General features: G+C 34.6%; 17 protein-coding genes. 5 read left to right on the forward strand and 12 right to left on the reverse strand.

Annotated features, from left to right (window positions below):
- Nucleotides 1-556 precede the first annotated feature (556 nt).
- Complete coding sequence (locus NCCP28_RS04660; protein ID WP_248560200.1) at nt 557-1,018, reverse strand: DUF441 domain-containing protein; 462 nt, start codon at nt 1,016-1,018, stop codon at nt 557-559.
- A 358-nt stretch (nt 1,019-1,376) separates the two neighbouring features.
- Between NCCP28_RS04660 and ytvI the strand changes: the two genes are divergently transcribed.
- Nucleotides 1,377-2,495, forward strand: a complete 1,119-nt coding sequence (gene ytvI / locus NCCP28_RS04665; protein ID WP_248560201.1) for a sporulation integral membrane protein YtvI — start codon at nt 1,377-1,379, stop codon at nt 2,493-2,495.
- Between the two features lie 69 nt (nt 2,496-2,564).
- Here the strand turns inward: ytvI and NCCP28_RS04670 are convergent, their stop codons facing one another.
- The 7 genes from NCCP28_RS04670 to dnaE form a co-directional block, all read right to left on the reverse strand.
- The gene (locus tag NCCP28_RS04670; protein WP_248560202.1) at nt 2,565-2,954 is read right to left on the reverse strand and encodes an FxsA family protein; all 390 of its coding nucleotides are present in this window, start codon (nt 2,952-2,954) and stop codon (nt 2,565-2,567) included.
- Nucleotides 2,955-3,274: 320 nt separating this feature from the next.
- Nucleotides 3,275-5,035, reverse strand: a complete 1,761-nt coding sequence (pyk, locus tag NCCP28_RS04675) for a pyruvate kinase (RefSeq protein WP_248560203.1) — start codon at nt 5,033-5,035, stop codon at nt 3,275-3,277.
- A 129-nt stretch (nt 5,036-5,164) separates the two neighbouring features.
- Nucleotides 5,165-6,124, reverse strand: a complete 960-nt coding sequence (gene pfkA / locus NCCP28_RS04680) for a 6-phosphofructokinase (RefSeq protein ID WP_248560204.1) — start codon at nt 6,122-6,124, stop codon at nt 5,165-5,167.
- 636 nt (nt 6,125-6,760) lie between these two features.
- Nucleotides 6,761-7,714, reverse strand: coding sequence for an acetyl-CoA carboxylase carboxyl transferase subunit alpha (accA, locus tag NCCP28_RS04685; protein WP_248560205.1), 954 nt, complete (start codon nt 7,712-7,714; stop codon nt 6,761-6,763).
- Nucleotides 7,708-8,577: an acetyl-CoA carboxylase, carboxyltransferase subunit beta gene (gene accD / locus NCCP28_RS04690; protein ID WP_248560301.1), complete on the reverse strand. Its 870-nt coding sequence runs from the start codon at nt 8,575-8,577 to the stop codon at nt 7,708-7,710. The genes accA and accD overlap by 7 nt, the downstream gene beginning before the upstream one ends.
- 362 nt (nt 8,578-8,939) lie before the next feature.
- On the reverse strand, nt 8,940-9,563 hold the full coding sequence (locus NCCP28_RS04695) for a FadR/GntR family transcriptional regulator (RefSeq protein WP_248560206.1): 624 nt from the start codon (nt 9,561-9,563) through the stop codon (nt 8,940-8,942).
- Nucleotides 9,564-9,789: 226 nt separating this feature from the next.
- Entirely contained in the window at nt 9,790-13,152 is a 3,363-nt protein-coding gene (gene dnaE, locus NCCP28_RS04700) for a DNA polymerase III subunit alpha (protein WP_248560207.1), read from the reverse strand.
- 542 nt (nt 13,153-13,694) lie between these two features.
- Here dnaE and ytrH point away from each other — a divergent pair.
- Together ytrH and ytrI are read left to right on the forward strand one after the other, a co-directional pair.
- Entirely contained in the window at nt 13,695-14,030 is a 336-nt protein-coding gene (ytrH, locus tag NCCP28_RS04705) for a sporulation membrane protein YtrH (RefSeq protein ID WP_248560208.1), read from the forward strand.
- Nucleotides 14,031-14,540 carry a sporulation membrane protein YtrI gene (ytrI, locus tag NCCP28_RS04710; RefSeq protein WP_248560209.1) on the forward strand — a complete coding sequence of 170 codons (510 nt, stop codon included), beginning with the start codon at nt 14,031-14,033 and terminating at the stop codon, nt 14,538-14,540.
- 113 nt (nt 14,541-14,653) lie between these two features.
- Here the strand turns inward: ytrI and NCCP28_RS04715 are convergent, their stop codons facing one another.
- The 3 genes from NCCP28_RS04715 to NCCP28_RS04725 all read right to left on the reverse strand — a co-directional run bounded on the left by NCCP28_RS04715 (nt 14,654) and on the right by NCCP28_RS04725 (nt 17,651).
- A complete protein-coding gene (locus NCCP28_RS04715) occupies nt 14,654-15,589 on the reverse strand; it encodes a DHH family phosphoesterase (RefSeq protein WP_248560210.1) in 936 nt (311 codons plus the stop codon).
- Nucleotides 15,590-15,619: 30 nt separating this feature from the next.
- Nucleotides 15,620-16,942, reverse strand: coding sequence for a CBS domain-containing protein (locus NCCP28_RS04720; RefSeq protein ID WP_248560211.1), 1,323 nt, complete (start codon nt 16,940-16,942; stop codon nt 15,620-15,622).
- A gap of 463 nt (nt 16,943-17,405) precedes the next feature.
- A complete protein-coding gene (locus NCCP28_RS04725) occupies nt 17,406-17,651 on the reverse strand; it encodes a hypothetical protein (RefSeq protein WP_248560212.1) in 246 nt (81 codons plus the stop codon).
- Nucleotides 17,652-17,988: 337 nt separating this feature from the next.
- On the opposite strand from NCCP28_RS04725, the gene NCCP28_RS04730 reads away from it, so the two are divergent.
- Nucleotides 17,989-19,089 (forward strand): M24 family metallopeptidase, encoded by a 1,101-nt coding sequence (locus tag NCCP28_RS04730; RefSeq protein ID WP_248560213.1) that lies wholly within the window; start codon nt 17,989-17,991, stop codon nt 19,087-19,089.
- A 114-nt stretch (nt 19,090-19,203) separates the two neighbouring features.
- On the opposite strand, the gene NCCP28_RS04735 is transcribed toward NCCP28_RS04730, so the two are convergent.
- A complete protein-coding gene (locus tag NCCP28_RS04735) occupies nt 19,204-19,341 on the reverse strand; it encodes a hypothetical protein (protein WP_248560214.1) in 138 nt (45 codons plus the stop codon).
- Nucleotides 19,342-19,444: 103 nt separating this feature from the next.
- Between NCCP28_RS04735 and NCCP28_RS04740 the strand changes: the two genes are divergently transcribed.
- Nucleotides 19,445-19,888 carry a universal stress protein gene (locus tag NCCP28_RS04740; RefSeq protein WP_248560215.1) on the forward strand — a complete coding sequence of 148 codons (444 nt, stop codon included), beginning with the start codon at nt 19,445-19,447 and terminating at the stop codon, nt 19,886-19,888.
- The last annotated feature ends 92 nt before the right edge of the window (nt 19,889-19,980 follow it).

The raw sequence follows: 19,980 nt of genomic DNA on the forward strand, positions 1-19,980 counted from the left end.
AAAATTTTCTACTATTTTGTTAGATTAACTGAATATGTACTAAAAAATCAATACAAATTGTGCAACGGATTTGTTTTTCGACAAAATGGAGGGGCTTTCACAGATCATTCAGAAAGTAATTGATTAGCTATAATTGTGCCATCACTTCAATTGAAAATGCTTACATTTTAATTCAAAAAAATAAATTATTTCCTTTTAGTGTGGGAAGTTGGTAACCATAAATACATTATAAACAATTTTTTGTAAAAAGTCTTGTTTAAACACTTATTTACACTTCGAATAGTAAAAAATATTTCTTCATAAATAAAAACTTAATATAGTTTATTTCAGCATATAGAAAATTATACCATAACGTTCCTAATAAAGTAATAATTTTATAGCGAAGCACTTTTACTTTTATTCTCAAATAAAAAGATGACATATATTTTTATCACATTCCCCCCTAAATTCATACGTCATCCTTTTCCAGCAGGAAAAATATTATATTAAAATATTTTTCATCCATAATATATGTACTATATTTACAAAAATATTTATAGATAACAATAATTCGCAATCATCTTATCCACTCCATCGCTTTTATCGCTATATAAGCAATGCCTGCCCCAATAAGGGGACCAACTGCTACACCATTAAATATGGAAACAGCAAATATTGTTCCAAGCACAAGTGCAGTTGTTATTTGCGGATCTTCTGCTAATAGGACAATACCTCCTTTAGCCAATAAAGCAACAAGTATTCCTGATATTAAAGCGATCCAGGCAAATGGCGACTTAAAAGCTGCCGATAAATCTTTAAAGCCAATATCTCCTGTTGCAATAGGAACAAGTACTGCAATTGTAATAACAGTTACCCCCCAATTGATTCCTTTTGATTGTATATAAGAAAATGCCTTTGCATCTAATCCAATCCCTTTTAATACAATTAAACAGGCAACGGCAATAAGCAGCGAATTATTTTTCGCAATAAATGCAATGACAAGAAGCAAATATAAAAATAAATATGATGATGAAAACATAAATAACTCCTTCCTTATTAGAACTATGTTGTTCTTCATCCCTTCTAAAAAAGAATGGTCAATCAACTCAAATGTATTAGCAAATAAGCGTTTTCTCCCTCCTAAATAACATGTGTTGTTTCTTCTTATTTATAGTAGCTAAAATTTAGTATTTTCATCCTTTCTTTACTATAATATAGATATAATAAACTTTTTTCTTGCAGGAACGGACAATAAGACTCCAGTGTTTAAGATTATTAGATATTCGTCCATTATAGCAAGTGCAATAGGAAAGCCCATCACTTGCAGCGCGATACTGCATAGTTTTAGTTTTAAAAGCAGTGCTTTAAAATAGCGAAAAGAACAGGAGGATATTTATTTGAATCAAACCTATTTAGACCGGACTTTTCGATTACTATTTGTTATTCTATTGGCAGTAGTAGCTATCGTTAGTATCTTCTATTTATCCAAAATAACTTATCCATTTATTATCGGCTTTTTAATAGCCTTCATCATGAATCCATTAGTGAATTTTTTTCAATATACATGCAAGCTGCCTCGAACTTTTGCAGTCGTATTGAGCATTCTGATTATACTTTCTTTATTTGCTGGGCTAATTACTTTGCTAATCGCTGAAATTGTTGCGGGAGCTGCCTATTTAGCGGATGTAGTTCCAAAACATATTGATACTTTAATTGAATATGTTGAAAATATTTTCACTGCACAAATCATCCCATTTTACAATAAAATAGCGAGTTTATTCAATAATTTGGAAACAGGGCAACAAGATACTATCATTGCTAATATAAAAAATGTTGGAGAGCAAGTGGGAACAAAAATGGGTGATTTCATCCAAACTTTTTTTCAAAAAATCCCAATTATTTTATCATGGTTTCCTAATGCAGCAAGTGTCCTTATTTTTTCCTTATTAGCCACTTTTTTTATCAGCAAAGACTGGACTCGGCTAGCAGCAAAATTTGGAAAAATCTTGCCTAGTCGTGTGCATAGAAGCAGTAAAACCGTTTTTTTTGATTTAAAAAAAGCTCTATTAGGATTTATAAAAGCACAGCTAACACTCGTCTCTATTACCACTGTTATCATCTTAATCGGTTTATTAATACTAAGAGTCGATTATGCGATTACGATTGCACTTATCACAGGAATTGTGGATATCATCCCTTATTTAGGTACAGGCCTCATTTTTATCCCTTGGATTATTTATGAAATGATTACCGGACAAACAGGACTAGCAATTGGTTTAGCTGTTTTATATATTATTGTTCTTGTTCAGCGTCAAATTATGGAGCCTAAAATACTTTCAACTAGCATTGGCCTTGATCCATTAGCTACTTTAATTGCTCTATTTGTAGGTTTTAAATTGATGGGTTTTCTCGGTCTAATTATCGGCCCTGTTACATTAGTCATTATCAGCACATTAAATAAAGCAAATGTTTTCCATGATATCTGGAAATATATTGTTGGCAAAAACAACACTTAACTTTAACACAGTCTAAAAAAGAGGAAACTAATGCGTAGTTTTTCATCTACCTTAGTTCCCTCTTTTTTCTTAATGAATAATTGTAATGCGGTTCTTTTTTTGCAGCTTCCGCTGCATGGACTGCAAAAGAAGTCTTTTTATTAATTTTTTGGTTGGAGGAAACAAAATAAATGCTCCTGCTAGATCAGATAAAAATCCTGGCAGTACTAACAAAACCCCTCCTGCCAATACACATACCCCATCTAAAATAGCATCCCCTGGCAATTGCCCCAAACGAAGTTTCTCTTGAACATTTTTATATGCTTTAAATCCTTGTTTTTTCAATAAATAACCACCTATTAATCCTGTTCCTATAATAAATATTAGCGTTTCGGCAATGCCAAATACTTTACCCGCTAATAGAAAAACTGCTATTTCCACAACTGGCACACATACTAAGGCAATAAAAAAATAGCGCAATTATTCTCCTCCTAATTAATGACTTAATTCTATTATACCTATTTTCCCCTTAAGAAAAAAATATTAAATCATCTCTAAATATAATTTAGCTTCTGGGAAAACCTTTATAAATGTATAAAAAGAAGCAGAATTATTTTCTAAAACTTCTATTCCAAAAAAAATAAGTGCCACTAGCTTTATCTAGTGGCACTTATTTTTATGAAGGCTATTTTCGCAATGATTATTATTTTGAGGTAGGGAGCTCATTCAGTCCTCCCCTTGCTTTTCGTTCTAATCGCAACAAAACAAACTAAATATACGAAAAGAGCCTTTATTAATTATTAAAGTACGCTTGCATGTCCGCTATAAACTGTTCCAATTCGCGTATCTACTGTAATGTCTTGTCCATCTTTGAAAATGCTTGTAGCATTTTCAACGCCTACAATTACAGGAATTCCGATGTTTAAGCCTACTACTGCAGCATGGCTTGTTAAACCACCCTCTTCTGTAATTAAAGCACTGCATTTTTCAAGGGCAGGAACCATGTCGCGATCTGTTCCAGTTGTAACTAAAATAGAGCCTGAAACTACTTTTTCTAGCGCTTCTTTTGCTGTATGTGCAACAACTACTTTACCAAAAGCAGTTTTGCGGCCGATTCCTTGGCCTTTTGCAAGAACATCGCCAATTACATGGATTTTCATAATGTTAGTTGTACCTGTTTCTCCAACAGGAAGGCCTGCAGTAATGACAACTAAATCACCATGTGTAACGATTGCACTGTTAACACTTTCTTGTACAGCAACATCCAACATTTCATCTGTTGATTCCGATTTATGGCTTAATCGAGGATAAACGCCCCAAACTAATGCAAGCTGTCTCATGATATGCGCATCATATGTTACTGCAACAATCGGCGCTTCTGGACGATACTTAGAAATCATTCTAGCAGTATGTCCGCTGCCAGTTGGGGTAATAACTGCTTTCACTTCTAAGTTTAATGCTGTATGTGCAACAGATTGGCCGATAGAATCTGTAATGTTATGCTCTACATCACGGCTTCTTTTTGAAAGAATTTCTTTATAATTTAAAGCTTGTTCTGCTCTTGAAGCAATATTATTCATTGTTTGAACAGCTTCTACTGGATATACTCCTGCTGCTGTTTCTCCTGAAAGCATAATTGCATCTGTTCCATCAAAAATTGCATTTGCAACATCACTTGCTTCTGCGCGAGTTGGTCGAGGATTGCGCTGCATGGAATCTAGCATCTGTGTAGCTGTAATAACCGGTTTCCCTAAAATATTGCATTTTTTAATCAGCATTTTTTGTACCAACGGAACTTCTTCTGCTGGAATTTCTACACCTAAATCTCCACGAGCTACCATCAGACCATCAGAAACTTCAAGAATTTCATCAATATTATCGACGCCTTCTTGGTTTTCAATTTTTGGAATGATATGGATATGAGATGCGTTATTATCTTCTAAAAGCTGTTTAATTTCCAAAACATCAGAAGCGCGGCGAACAAACGATGCAGCGATAAAATCAATGCCTTGTTCAACTCCAAATCGGATATCGTTTGCATCTTTTTCTGTAATACCAGGTAAATTCACGGAAACGCCAGGAACATTAACGCCCTTTTTATTTTTTAATGTACCAGAATTTAAAATTTTAGTATGTAGTTCTTTAGCAGAAGCATCAATTTTTGTTACTTCTAAACCAATAAGTCCATCATCCAATAGGATTTTGCTTCCTTCTGTTACATCCTCAATAAGGCCTTCATAAGTTACAGAGAATTTTTCTGTTGTGCCTTCCACTTCATTCATAGAGATAATGATATCGTTTCCAGCCACTAAATCCAACGCGCCGTCTTTCATATTATGAGTACGGATTTCAGGTCCTTTTGTATCCAATAAAATTGCAATATTTTTCCCTGCAATTTCAGCTGCTTCACGAATGTTTTTAATGCGTGCGCCATGCTCTTCATAATCACCATGTGAAAAGTTCAAACGTGCTACATTCATTCCAGATTCCATTAGTTTTGTTAATTTTTCAATACTTTCACTAGCAGGACCAATTGTACAAACTATTTTTGTTTTACGCATTTATATATATCCTCCAATTTATAAAATAACATTGCTAAAAAAGAATGCACTGTTTTTAGAATTCTAATCCTAAAAACAGCCTAGTCTTTCTGCAAAAGGGCCGTCCATAAAATTTTACTCTAACTATTATTAAATAGAAAGCTCTTTAGACAACTGATATAAGTTATTATCGATGGTATGTTTGCGGCCTAATGCTTCGATAATATCATAATCCACTAATTCATTTTTTTCTATTCCAACAGCACGTCCGCCTTTTCCTTCTAAAAGAAGCTCTACAGCATATGAGCCTAAACGGCTTGCAAGCACTCTATCAGCAGCTGTTGGCGAACCGCCGCGCTGCATATGCCCTAATACAGACACACGAGTATCAAAGTCGGTGTTTTCTTCAATTTGTCTGCCAATTTCCACACCGCTATTAACACCTTCAGCTACTACGATAATACTGTGTTTTTTTCCTCTTTCGCTACCTTTTTTCAATCGTGTGATGATTTCCTCTAAATTATAAGTTTCTTCAGGAATTAAGATTGTCTCAGCACCGCCTGCAAGACCTGCCCATAAAGCAATATCTCCTGCATTTCTGCCCATTACTTCAATAATAAAGGTTCTTTCATGAGAAGTAGCAGTATCACGAATTTTATCGATAGCATCAATTACTGTATTTAATGCTGTATCAAAACCAATTGTAAACTCTGTGCCTGGTATATCGTTATCAATTGTTCCCGGTACACCTACACAAGGATATCCTTGTTCTGTCAGCGCCTTGGCACCCATATAGGATCCATCTCCGCCAATAACAACAAGTCCATCGATATTATGTTTTTTCAGCTGTTCAATCCCTTTTTGCTGACCTTCTTTTGTTTTAAATTCTTCGCATCTAGCGGAAAAAAGAAATGTTCCGCCGCGATGAATAATATCTCCAACAGAGCCAACTTCTAATTTTTTAAAGTTTCCGCTAATTAGCCCTGCATACCCTCCAACTACGCCAATTACTTCTATATCATGATAAATCGCTTTCCGAACCACCGCTCTTATCGCAGCATTCATTCCTGGTGCATCTCCACCACTTGTTAATACGCCAATTCTTTTCATTACAATTCACCTCATACAAATTAATCCACAGCAATTATGTAGGAACATACTTATAACTTATATAACAACTTATCTTTCTGCAATATTTGTCACAAATATTACATATAAAAAGATATTTTCTTGCCACTAATTGTTAAAATGATGTCAAATACCGGGCAAAACTCCTATTTATTGCCATACTTTGATACCAGAGCTTCCATAACAATTCTAACATATCATGAATATAAATCTATCTCAACTTTATATCAAATAAAAAAATAATAAATGAATATATGAACTCTTGCAAAGAACATTAATAAAAATCATTACAATATTCATACACTATTTTTTCTAAATATAAACATGCTTTTAGAAATTCTATCGGCCTTGATTAACATTTACTTTTTCTGCCTTTTTTATGTATTTCTAAAAATAGGAAAATAGCGTTTTAGTATTAGCTCATTTTGCGATTATTTTTGCTTGTTAAGCAGACATTATTTTACAAACGATCCTATCTTTTAAAATAGATATTTATTCCCCCAGCGAAAAGCGAGCTGTTCTTTATTCACAAAAGAGCAGCTCGCTTATATTTTCAGGATAATTTTTATGGCCTCTTCTAAAATAAAAGGGGATTTTCCATCATCCTTTTATTAGAACTTATATGTTTAAATATGCCCCCATATTTTTGAACTTTATATAACGCTCTTCCACAAGCTCTTCTTCTGATTTATTCCGCAATGTTTTTAAAGACTGAAGGAGAATTTGCTCAATCTCTTCTGCCTGTTCTTGCACGTTATGGTGTGCTCCGCCTTTAACTTCTGGAATAATTTCATCAATAATGCCAAGCTCTTTTAAATCAGGTGCTGTTATTTTCATTTTTTCTGCAGCTTGTTTTGCTTGGTTGGCATCTTTCCAAAGAATAGAAGCTGCTCCTTCTGGAGAAATAACAGAAAAAGTAGAGTTTTCCAGCATATGAATATAGTTGCCTACTCCAAGAGCTAAAGCTCCTCCACTTCCCCCTTCTCCTATAACAATACAAATAACAGGAACTGTTAGTGACGCCATTTCAAATAAATTTTTGGCGATTGCTTCACTTTGTCCTCTTTCTTCCGCTGCTTTTCCTGGATAAGCTCCTTTTGTATCAATAAAGCATATAATTGGCCGCTTAAATTTATCAGCTTGCTTCATTAATCTTAACGCTTTGCGATAGCCTTCGGGATGCGGCATCCCAAAGTTTCTGCGGATATTTTCCTTTGTATCCTTGCCTCTCTGATGGCCAATGACTGTTACCGGAAGACCTTTAAACTTGGCAATCCCGCCAACAATTGCCTCATCATCTCCAAACGTGCGGTCTCCATGCACTTCAAAAAAATCAGTGAACAAATACGGAATATAATCTAATGTTGTCGGTCTATTAGGATGTCTGGCAATTTGTACTCTATCCCACGGCTTCATATTGTCATAAATTTCCTTTTGTAATTTCGCAAGACGATTTTCTAATTTTTCTATTTCTGCAGATAAATCTACATTGGCTTTAATAGAAAACTCGTTAAGTTCTTTAATCTTATCTTTTAATTCAATAATCGGCTTATCAAAATCAAGTCCTACCATTCTAAATCACCGCCTGACTGATGCATTTCTATTATCATGTGCAGCTTTTCTTTCATTTCCAATCGTGGAATTACTGCATCCAATTGGCCATGCTTTAATAAAAACTCTGCCGTTTGAAAATCTTCTGGAAGATCTTCCCCGATTGTTTGCTCAATAATGCGTCTTCCAGCAAATCCAATAAGAGCGCCAGGCTCTGCGAAATTATAGTCTCCAAGTGAAGCAAAACTCGCAGAAACTCCTCCTGTTGTTGGATGCGTCATAACAGTAATGTATAGACCGCCATTGTCGCTGAATTTTTTTAATGCGATGCTTGTTTTCGCCATTTGCATTAAACTTAAAACACCTTCTTGCATTCTCGCTCCGCCTGAGGCAGTAAAAATGATAAATGGCAAGGAAAGTTCATCTGCTTTTTCAATAGCCAGCGTAATTTTTTCTCCAACAACAGAGCCCATGCTTCCCATGCGGAAAGTAGAATCCATTACAGCAATAACAACTTTTATGCCATTAATATCTCCTGTACCTGTTACAACTGCTTCATTTAATTGCGTCTTTTTTTGGTCCCCTGCAATTTTCTCTTCATATCCAGGAAATTGCAGCGGATTTCCTGTTTTCATCTCTTGATTTAATTCTTGAAAAGTATTTTCATCTATAAAACTGGCTAGTCTTTCTTTGCTATTCATTGGAAGATGATATCCACAATTCAGACAGACCTTTAAATTTTTTTGCAGTTCTCTTGTATACATGATTTTTTTGCAATTAGCGCACTTTGTCATAACCCCTTCTGGAACTTCAGTTTTTGCAGTTTCTGATGGGATTGTTGCATATTTCTTTTTTTTCGTTTTCGAAAAAATATCCTTAATCATCAATGTGGAAGCCTCCCCGTTTTTTACAATCAATTAATGGAAAAGGTGTTCTTCTTTTCCTCGGCTTTTACATACAGAGCCTCTTGATTGAAGCATTTTTAGAATAATCGACATACGTTGACTTTTAATCCGTATATAAGTAATACGATATATGTTTGGGTATGTTTTTTACCTTTATTAGAAAGGCTGTCTTCGTATAGATTGTTGTTATTTAACCCGCAGGCTGCATACTCCCCCGAACAATCGCCTAGCCGCTTCGCTATTTCCCTCCCGCAGGAGTCTTGCGTGCATTTAGTCTGCTCAGTAATTCTAAAAGTTTTTTGCTTATTCAACAAGCAGCAAATTTCCAGAAAAAGCCCATGCTAGTTATACTGCTCTTTTATCAGTTTATACACTTTAACTATTTCAAAATCATTTCCTGTTTTCATTGCATCTACTAACAGCATATATTCTTCTGATGTCCAATAAGTTACTGGAAATCCTAATGCATGATAATAATCATTGAGGATTGTCCACATTCGAAACAACAAATAATTATCGGCAATCTTTATAATCTGATAAAAAAATTCACTTTCTTTTACTTTTTTATTTGTTGTCCATTCCATTAAATGATTTAGCTCATCTACATTCATATTATTTTTGGCAATCATCAAACCATTTAATTGTATATGGTTTTTTGTTTCAAGGACATCCAATTTCGCCTTATCATCTTGTAAAATAAATGTACTGATTAGCTGAACAAGCTGATGTCCCTGGAAATCACGCAAAAATGTTCCTTCCCCTTTTCTGGTTTCAATCAACCCTAAAAGCTCCAATGCTCTTAAAGCCTCTCTAACAGATGACCTTCCAGCATGCAGGCTTTCAGATAAGGATCGCTCAGAAGGGAGTTTATCGCCTGGTCTTAAGCCATCCCGCTCAATCATTTCTCGCAAATAATTTACGATTTCTACATATTTAGAACCATTTGTTGCAGAAGGCTGATTCACCTTATTTCATCACTCACTTTTTTGTGAATTTTTTACACACTTCCTTATCTTTCATATAGACTGTACTCAAGAGCACCACTGTTGATTTTCAACTTAAATCAACATCCTTTTATCCACCCTGTTCATTAAACTAGCCAGCATATAAATTATTTATATATAGTGATTTTAATAGTGGTCAGACCATTAGACTTATTAAACAATAATACAACTTTTAAAAGTTGTAAAGTTAATCTGACAAGATAACATTGCTATCCCCTAAAAGCATCTGTATTTTTTCTAAACAAGCTGAATTGGCTGAAATATTCCATTCTTTTTGAAGAGGAATCGTTTTATCCAGCTCCGCATAATGAATAATGACAGGTGTACTCCCAGGATATTGCTTGATAATTTGCAGCAGCTCTTTTTTAACTGCCAAATGATCCTTGTCTTTTATAATCTTTATGTACAATTTATGCATGTTTATTGAAAGTGATTGGACAGCTTCCTTTATGGGTGCAACATTTTGCACATTAAATTGTTTATTTCCATTCCGTTCCTCCACTTTTCCATCCATTACTAATATTTCTCCCTTTTTTAAAAACGGTTGGATGCGTTTATAGACAAGAGGAAAAACTACTGCGTTCATCTCTCCACTTTGGTCGCTGATAACAAGAAAAGCCATCGCCTCGCCCTTTTTTGTCCGTATTCCATTAATGTCTGAAAGATAAACAGCGCCTCGCTGCTTTACTCCTGCTGCCATATTAGTCAACAGACAAGTATTTAAAGGCAAAAAATAATCCTGATAGACAGAAACTGGATGATCTGATAAATATAAGCCCAACGATTCTTTTTCATGCAACAGTTTTTCTTCTGTTGACATTTTTTCTGCATCTGCATATTTCGGTTTGAACAAGAAATCATCTTCTCCAAATAGATCTTCCTGATCTAGTTCATCTGGGTGCACTAACTGAGCATGCTGGATAGCAACATCGATGGTTGCAAACAGTGTTGCTCGATCTTCGCCAAATTCATCCATACTTCCTGAATAAATAAGTGCTTCTATTGCTTTTTTATTGACTATTTTTGTTGATACACGGAGACAAAAATCAAATAAGTCCTCAAATTTCTTTTGTTTGCGCACTCTTACAATTTCTTTTAATACAGTATTGCCGATTCCTTTAATAGCAGAGAGGCTAAATAGAATAGATTCTCCTTCCACATAAAAAGAATAGCCGCTTTTATTGATGGAAGGCGGGACAATGCGTATATTCATTTGTTTTAATTCCTGTATATACTGCAGTATTTTTTTTTCATTCCCTATTGCGGTTGTCAATAATGACGCCATAAAAAAAAGGGGAAACTTGGCCTTCAAATAGGCAAGCTGATAAGCAATCATGCTATAGGCAACCGCATGGCTTCTATTGAAGCCATAATCGGCAAAGCGGACGATCAACTCGTATATATTATTGGCTGTTTCTTCTTGATATCCTTTTTCTTTTGCTCCTTTTATAAAATATTCTCTTTGCTGATCCAAGACTGTTTTTTGTTTTTTGCTGACTGCACGTCTTAAAATATCTGCTTCGCCGAGTGAAAAGCCAGCCATTTTGGCAGCGATTTGAATAATTTGCTCTTGATAGACAATAACTCCATAAGTATTTTCTAATATATCTTGTAAATCATGATGATAATAATCTACCTGTTCTTTTCCATGCTTTCTTCTAATATATAATGGAATATTCTCCATTGGGCCTGGCCGATACAACGCATTTACCGCTACAATATCTTCAAATTCCGTTGGTTGCAATTGCTTTAGCACATTGCGCATTCCATCTGATTCTAATTGAAATATCCCTGTTGTTTCTCCACTGCTTAACAGCTGAAAAACAGCATCATCATCAAGAGGAATATCTTTAATCGCTATTTTTTTTCTTGTTGCCCGGTAGATAAGATCTAGTATCGATTCAATTAATGTTAAATTCCGAAGCCCTAAAAAATCCATTTTCAACAAACCTAATTCTTCTAGATATTCCATGCTATATTGAGTTAAATAGATGTTTTCATTGCCAGATTGAATAGGAATGACATTAACAAGAGGCTGTTCGCTTAAAACAACTCCTGCTGCATGGGTAGATGTATGGCGGGGAAGTCCCTCTAATTTACAAGCAGTGTCAAATATTTTTTTGTTTCTGTCAGACTCAAAAACGAAATTTTGCAGCTCCTTTGATTCTTTTAAACTTTGCTTAAGTGTAATTCCTAATTTGGAAGGAATAGACCGAGATAATGCTTCAAGCTCCTTCATCGATAATCCAAAAACGCGGCCTACATCCCTTAACGATGCTTTCGCAGCAAGTGTTCCAAATGTAATAATTTGGGCAACATGTAGTTCTCCATATTTATTTTTGACATAATCTATTACCATTTCTCTTTTCGTATCTGGAAAATCAATATCAATATCAGGCATGGTAATTCTCTGTGGATTAAGAAACCGTTCAAAAAGCAAATGAAATTTAATGGGATCAACATCTGTTATATATAAACAATACGCAACAATAGAACCCGCTGCAGATCCCCTTCCTGGCCCTGTTAAAATATTATGATCACGGGCAAATTTCATAAAATCCCATACAATTAAAAAATAATCGCTATAATTCATTTTGTTGATGATATTTAATTCATAATCTAATCGCTTTACGGCTTGCTCATCAGGCGTTCCATATCTTTCCACTAACCCTTGCTTGCATAATTTCTCTAAAAATAGTTTAGCGGAAATCCCATCAGGCACATCATATTTTGGTAAACCAGTCACATCCTGCTCCATTTCAAGCAAACAGCTCTCCGCTACTTTCCCTGTATTTTCTATTGCTTCTGGCTCATCAGCAAAAATTTCCATCATTGCTGTTTCTTCCTTTAGATAAAACTCCTCTGAATTCCATTCGTCCTGCTCCATATCAGCAAGTTTCATGCCGGTTTTTATGGCTAGCAAACAGCTTCTTGCAAAACTATCTTCTTTATGTATATATTGAACATTATTTGTCGCTACCATTTTAAGATTTTCCTGCTCTGCAAGCTTTTTAATTTGTTCATTTAAATCCTTTTCAATCTCTAAACCATGTTTTTGCATAGATAGAAAAAAGTGATCTTCAGCAAAAATATGCTTAAACAAACGAACTGTTTTTACAGCATGTTCATATTCATTTGCTACGAGTGCCTGTTCCACTTCTCCTTCATGGCCAGGGGTGATAGCAAATAAACCGTCCGTATAATGTCTGAGCCACTTAACAGGCATACCTTTTGGGTTTTTTGTTTGTACAGTACTAGAAATCTTCAAAAGCTGCAAAAATCCAATTTTATTTTTCGCAAGAAGCACTAAAGGATAGCTTTTTTCGCTATTTTGCTCACTTATTATATCTACCGTTAAACCTAATATAGGTTTTATTCCTTGTTTTTGGCATTCTTTATAAAAAGATGCAGCCCCATACATCACATTTCGGTCAGTCAATGCTAAAGATTGATAGCCTCTTTTTTTTGCTTCTGCCACTAATTCCTTAATGGAAGCTGGGCTCGATAATAAACTAAATGCACTGGAAACTTGCAAATGAACAAAAGCCATTTGATCACCACCCTACTTTATATTTTATTTAATGATAGATTAATATGTATATGTTTAAATATAGTTTCACTGTTAACTTTAATGTTCCACTCTAGATTCTCCTATTTATAAAAATAGTTAACCAAATAAACAGAAACCTCTATATCACAACTTAATATTTGAACTAATGATGATTTATTTTCAAATAAAAAAATTCAGGAATGCTCCTTTCAGCCTGCCATAAATCATCTCTTTTCATCAGACTTTTTATTTTCCAGAGACGCAATACTACAATTAAGTTAATACTATTTATTATAGTAGTTCTTTTAAAAAAAAGAAAATACGTTCTATCTTTTGAATAGCAGGGATTATGCTGATTCCTCATTAGCTAGGCTTATTCAGACTGACAGATTTTTTGGCAGAAGTATCGATAGTCTCCTTTTTTCCCCTTCTATTCCTTGCACGCTCTTCTTTTTCCTACTAGTTGCTGGAAAAGTTCATAAATATATCTGTTTGTCCATATAAATGGTAATAAATCATTATTACATTGTGAGGTTAAATAGATGAATCAACAGCCTTTTTTTTCTTCCTTTATTGAAAGTTATTTCATTGCACTTGGCGTTATATTAGGAGGAGCACTGGTGGGGGGAGGGTTAGCCGCTTTTCTGACCGGTAAACCTATGTTATCAGAAGTTATTCGCATTTCCGATATGATTCGCATTTGGGCCATTGTAACAGCAATTGGCGGAACCTTTGACGCAATTTATAGTTTTGAAAAAGGACTGCTCGATGCTGCAACAAAGGATTTATTTAAACAGACGCTATTAATTATTTCTGCATTTGGCGGCGCTCAAACTGGTGCCACTCTGCTAAAATGGATTACACAGGAGTATATATAAATGCGTGTTCCTCCATTCTACAGAAGCGCCGCCGTTCAACGTTTTTTTGCTGGCATGGTAATTGGCGGCGTCATTGCTTGGTGCATCTTTTTATTTATGTTTGGGGTATGGCAGGAGAGGTACAGCAAAGAAATTAAAACACAAAAAGAAACAATTAATGAATTAAAAGCGGAAAAAGAGATATGGCAGAAGGAATTTTCAAATTTAAATAAAAAAACAGAAAAAAAATTGACGATTCAAGATTTAGTAGTGAAAATAAACAGCAAAGATCAAAAAAAATACGATATTAACTCTGTCAGCGTTCATGAAATGCAAAATACAATTAAAGAAGATCTCAGCAGCATTATTGCAAAAGATATGGAATTGGTATTCAAAAGCAAAGATTTGTTGAGGAAATCCATTGAAAATAAAGTGTTCGTCTCAGACGGAAAGCGCTACAAATTTAAAGTAACCGAACTGTTTATTTATACAACCATATATATTGAGATCAGTGTCGCATATGCCGATTAAAAATGCACCTTATAACAAGCAGCACCCCACTTGTTAATTGTGTCTAACAAGTGGGGTGCTGCTTATTATTAATCGTTTTTTATAAATGGCATTAGCCTCTTCAATGAATCCCTTTATTGCTGGCAAACCTTTACTAAATCGTTCACAATTGCTTCTACCGTACTCCACTCTGTAATGCTTGCACCAGAAGCTAATGGATGTCCTCCTCCATTATACTTTTTAGCCACTACATTAATAATTGGCCCTTTTGAACGAAGTCTTACACGGATTTGATCTTCTTCTTCAATAAAGAACACCCACGCTTTAATTCCTTTAACATTGCCCAATTCTCCAACAAGCATGGATGCTTGTGCAGGGGTTGCTCCAAATTGATCAAGGATCTCTTTTGTTATTTTCATATAAGCAACATTCGATTCTGCTGTCACAAAATTTTGCAGAACGAAACCTTTTAATTTAACAACATGAGGCTCTAATTCATACATTTGATCATAAACAGCCGTACGGGAGAAATTATAATTAATCAATTCCCCTGCATATTCAAAAGCTTTTTCCGTTGTACTAGGATAAAGGAACCTTCCCGTATCTCCTACAATTCCTGCATAGATGAGTTTTGCTGCTTCATCGCTTAATTTCAGGCCTTGTTCTTTTCCAAATAAATAAAATTCATAAATCATTTCACTGACAGAGCTTGCATTTGTATCTACCCAAACTATATCTCCATATACATCATCATTTGGATGGTGATCAATCTTAATTAGCATATCTCCATTAAGGTAGCGCTTATCGCAAATTCTATCTTGATTTGCCGTATCACAAACAATAACTAAAGCATCTTTATATTCTTGGTCTTCAATAACATCAAGCCTTCTTAAAAAATTCAAGGAAACTTCTTCTTTTCCGACTGTATATACTTCTTTCTCTGGAAAGGAAGCTTTAATAATTTCTGCTAGTCCTCCTTGTGATCCATAAGCATCTGGATCTGGACGGATATGTCTGTGTATAATAATTTTTTCATATTTTTTTATGGCATCTAAAATACTTTGCTTCATACAGTTCCCCTATCCTTCAGTAATTTTATATTAATGACGATCAATTAATTGACACATCATCATTGCTTTGCCTACAAGAATACCCTGATTAAATACTTCCACATCCACTTTTCCAAATTTTCTTCCAACTTCTAATATTCTTGGAGCAACCTCAATCACACTGTCCATTTGTACAGGTTTTATAAAGTAGATAGTCATATTTTCAACAACTAAATCTCCTTTTTTAAATCCCCTTAAAATTCTGTTTGCAGCTTCTGATACAATCGTAGTAAAAACACCATACGATATCGTTCCAATATGATTGGTCATTTGCGGCGTTACTTCACATGTAAAAGTAATGGGTTCTCCTTTTGCTTTGCCTTTTGTTAATACAAGCTGATTTGTCACAATATCATCAATAGTTTCACCTGACTGAGGCTGTCTTTGATTCATTTGTAACGCTTTTAATACATCTTGTCTACTAATGATTCCTTCTAAATGATTTGTTTCATCTACAACAGGCAAAACTTCTATCCCTTCCCATACCATCATATGAGAACAAGATGCCACACTCGTTTTTCCGCTTACCGTCATTGGCTGCTTTGTCATAATTTTATCGATTGTACTATCTAGCGGTTTTCCGATAATATCTTTGGATGTAATCATGCCTTGCACTTTCATATTAACATCAACAACAGGAAATCTTCCATGCATTGTTTCTCTATTATGTTTATGCCAATCGGCTGCTGTATCTGTTGTACGTAAAAAAATAGTATCCTCTAATGGAGTTAACACATCTTCGACAAGAACAATCTCTTTTTTTATCAGCTGGTCAAAAATCGCTCTATTGATCATGGCTGCTACTGTAAAGGTGTCATAGCTAGTAGAAATAATGGGGAGCTGAAGATTGTCTGCTAATCGCTTTACATGCTCATCTGTATCAAAACCGCCAGTAATCAACACAGCCGCTCCTGCTTTTAATACATGTTCATGCGCGCGGACACGATTGCCAATAATCATTAAATTTCCTGCACCTGTATAGCGCATCATTGCATCAAGCTTCATTGCGCCAATAACAAATCGATTTAATGTTTTATGCAATCCTGCTTTTCCTCCCAGGACTTGTCCATCAACAATATTTACTACTTCTGCATAGGTTAATTTTTCGATATTTTCTTTCTTTTTTCTTTCTATCCGAATGGTGCCAACTCTTTCAATTGTACTGACATATCCTTTATTTTCTGCATCTTTGATCGCTCGATATGCCGTGCCTTCGCTTACGCTAAGCGCCTTTGCAATTTGTCTTACAGAAATTTTTTCACCAACTGGCAGCTCATCAATATAATTTAAAATCTGTTCATGTTTAGTAGCCAAAACGCCCACCCTCATTTTTATTTCCAATAAAGTAGCACCTCTGGCAGCTTTTAATTTTGCCGCCTATTATACTGAGGTAAAATTTTCATTTATAGCAATACATCGAAAAAATTCCCTATTGATTAATTGAACGAAACACTTATTAAAGTTTCGATAGCGTTAATTATGCTTATATCTAATGCTAATTTTTTTGATTATCTGTTTCTATTATATCTTATTAAAAACTGAAACACCTTCTATTTTTTATTATAAATTTTATGGAAAATAGATTCAATCTTTAAAATGCCTTTATAAATATCTATTTCTTTATTTTCCTTTAAACAAAAAAATATATACGTAAAGAAATTTTCTTTACACAATAAAAAAGTGAGGACTGTTTTAATTCCCCACTGTTTAAGACTTCTATTTTATTTTATACAAGATTTAAACAAAACAGCTATATTCTTATTCTAAAAATATGCATTTATTGAAAATAGCGTATTTTTTTATTTTTTGGTGCAAGAGCCATTTTTTTGCTTAGATATTTTTTATTTTTTGGTGCATAAAGTATCGCTGTTAAATTTCCAGCTATAACCATCAAAGCAAAAGCAAGCCAGGTAATGGAAAAAATCCCGGCCATGCCATCTTGATAGGAAGCAAGCCTTGGCACTCCATAATATAAAAGTACACCACACAGTAATAAGCATAATAAATATCTATTTTTCTTCAATCATTTCCCCCCTTTTCCTATATTCCATTTATATGCGGACAAGTATAAAATAAGTATTCAAATAAAGTGAAACTTCAAAATTTAAGATAAGACTTTATTGCCTATCACATAAATTTAAGCAATGCCTATTTAAAATGCAAACAAAATTAACCTCTATTCTCCATTAAATAATCGTCATTTTTTGTTCATCAACTCTTCCCATTATTTCGCTCCTCTAATGTTTACAAGATTATTATATGTTGATAATCTATAGAGATAGCGCAAAATAAATATTCTAGTAAAGCATTTTGGAATGCAAAATGCTTTAAATCGTACAACATACATGGGAGGTTGTTTTATGGAACAACAATTTAAAGAAATATCCAACTGGATGGCTGAGCAAAATATTGATTTCACTTTTTTAACTTCAACAGATAATGTTTTTTATTTCAGCAACTTTTATAGTGATCCACATGAAAGATTATTAGGATTGTTACTATTTAGAAATGAGGAGCCAATTTTAGTTTGTCCAAGCATGGAAAAAAATGATGCAATAAGCGCTGGATGGAAGTTTGATATTATTGGATATAGCGATATCGAAAATCCTTGGGAAAACATTCAACAAAAAGTAGCATTAAAATTGTCCTCAATCAAAAAAATTGCCGTTGAAAAGGATCATCTCAATGTAAACCGATGGGAGTCCATACATACTGCTTTTCCTTCTATCAAAGAGGTAATTTCTGCTGAAGAAAAAATCAACCAGCTCCGCATGGTAAAAACAGAAAAAGAATTAGCTATTATAAAGGAAGCATGCAAATGGGCTGACTATGCAATTGAAGTAGGCTGCAGCGAACTGGCAGAAGGAAAAACAGAAATGCAAGTTTTAGCTGCAATTGAATATGAATTAAAGAAAAAAGGGATTGCCCAAATGTCCTTTTCTACTATGGTGCTGACAGGAAAAAATGGAGCTTCCCCACATGGAACCCCTGGAGACACGCCAATCCAAAAGGGAGATTTAGTTCTTTTTGATTTAGGCGTAGTTGTAGATGGCTACTGCTCAGATATAACAAGAACCGTTGCATTTGGCGATATTAATGACAAACAGAAACAAATTTATGACACGGTGTTAAAAGCCCAGCTTGCGGCCATTGATGCATCAAAGCCTGGTGTAGCTTGTTCCGTCATTGATCTTGCAGCAAGAAATATCATTTCTGAAGCAGGATATGGCGAGTATTTTCCACATCGCTTAGGCCATGGTTTAGGCATTAGCGTACATGAATTTCCATCCTTAACAGAAACAAACTCCCTTCTTCTTAAAGAAGGAATGGTTTATACGATTGAACCTGGAATTTATGTCCCGAATATTGCAGGGGTGCGGATAGAAGATGATGTATATGTCACAAAAAATGGAGTAGAGATACTGACAAAATTCCCAAAAGAACTGCAAATTATTAAATAAGCTTTTATCACTAGGCTTTTAAGTTATTCATTTCTTTAAATTTACGGACCTGGGAAAAAAATATAAAAAGACAGAAATCGCTTTTTTAAAATAAAAAGCGATTCCCGTCTTTTTTTATTCTACTTTTTCTTGTGCTTTTTCTTGGATAAACTGATCAATCGCTCCGTCATTATAAGCATCCATCACCTGTGCTGTCACAGCATCTGCACCACTTTCATCATATGTGCAAGCAAATTTGTCTTTCTCCTTCATCTACACCCATTCCCTTCTTTCTAAAAAGTCCTTTATATTGTCTCATTTACGTGTTCAAGTTATGCAATTTGGGTATAAAATAAAAAAGAGGAGGCGTTTAAAAATGTCCACACACTATCAAAACATTATCGTTGCTGTAGACGGTTCAGAGGAAGCGGATTATGCATTTAAAAAAGCTGTTTTATTGGCAAAAGAGTCGAATGGAACACTTATTATTGCACATGTTATTGATACTCGGTCATTTGCCACTGTCGCAGCATACGACCAATCTATTGCCATTAAAGCAGATGAATTTGCCCATGATTTAATGGATAAATATGCAAATTCAGCTGCAGCATCTGGAGTAGCAAATGTCAAAAAGGCGATTGAATTTGGTTCGCCAAAAGTAGTCATTCCAAAAGATCTTGCTAAAAAATATAATGCAGACTTAATTATCTGTGGCGCCACTGGATTAAATGCAGTCGAACGCTTTTTTATCGGAAGCGTCTCTGAAGGAATTACCCGTCAGGCCCCATGTGATGTACTTATTGCACGATTAAATGATTAAAAATCAAAAAAGGTATCGAATAAGATTTTCGATACCTGAGGCTGTTGACAAACACCCGCTTTTTTTGTTGCTCGCCTTGTTCGGATGCTCAT

The sequence above is a fragment of the Niallia sp. NCCP-28 genome, assembly GCF_023168165.1.
GTDB lineage: Bacteria > Bacillota > Bacilli > Bacillales > Cytobacillaceae > Niallia.

Bases quoted from the DNA above. Each gene is read 5' to 3' on its own strand.
- NCCP28_RS04660 (WP_248560200.1), bottom strand. From the start codon at position 1,018: ATGTTTTCATCATCATATTTATTTTTATATTTGCTTCTTGTCATTGCA.
- pyk (WP_248560203.1), bottom strand. From the start codon at position 5,035: ATGCGTAAAACAAAAATAGTTTGTACAATTGGTCCTGCTAGTGAAAGT.
- pfkA (WP_248560204.1), bottom strand. From the start codon at position 6,124: ATGAAAAGAATTGGCGTATTAACAAGTGGTGGAGATGCACCAGGAATG.
- accA (WP_248560205.1), bottom strand. From the start codon at position 7,714: ATGGTAGGACTTGATTTTGATAAGCCGATTATTGAATTAAAAGATAAG.
- accD (WP_248560301.1), bottom strand. From the start codon at position 8,577: ATGATTAAGGATATTTTTTCGAAAACGAAAAAAAAGAAATATGCAACA.
- dnaE (WP_248560207.1), bottom strand. From the start codon at position 13,152: ATGGCTTTTGTTCATTTGCAAGTTTCCAGTGCATTTAGTTTATTATCG.
- ytrH (WP_248560208.1), top strand. From the start codon at position 13,695: ATGAATCAACAGCCTTTTTTTTCTTCCTTTATTGAAAGTTATTTCATT.
- ytrI (WP_248560209.1), top strand. From the start codon at position 14,031: ATGCGTGTTCCTCCATTCTACAGAAGCGCCGCCGTTCAACGTTTTTTT.
- NCCP28_RS04715 (WP_248560210.1), bottom strand. From the start codon at position 15,589: ATGAAGCAAAGTATTTTAGATGCCATAAAAAAATATGAAAAAATTATT.
- NCCP28_RS04730 (WP_248560213.1), top strand. From the start codon at position 17,989: ATGGAACAACAATTTAAAGAAATATCCAACTGGATGGCTGAGCAAAAT.
- NCCP28_RS04735 (WP_248560214.1), bottom strand. From the start codon at position 19,341: ATGAAGGAGAAAGACAAATTTGCTTGCACATATGATGAAAGTGGTGCA.
- NCCP28_RS04740 (WP_248560215.1), top strand. From the start codon at position 19,445: ATGTCCACACACTATCAAAACATTATCGTTGCTGTAGACGGTTCAGAG.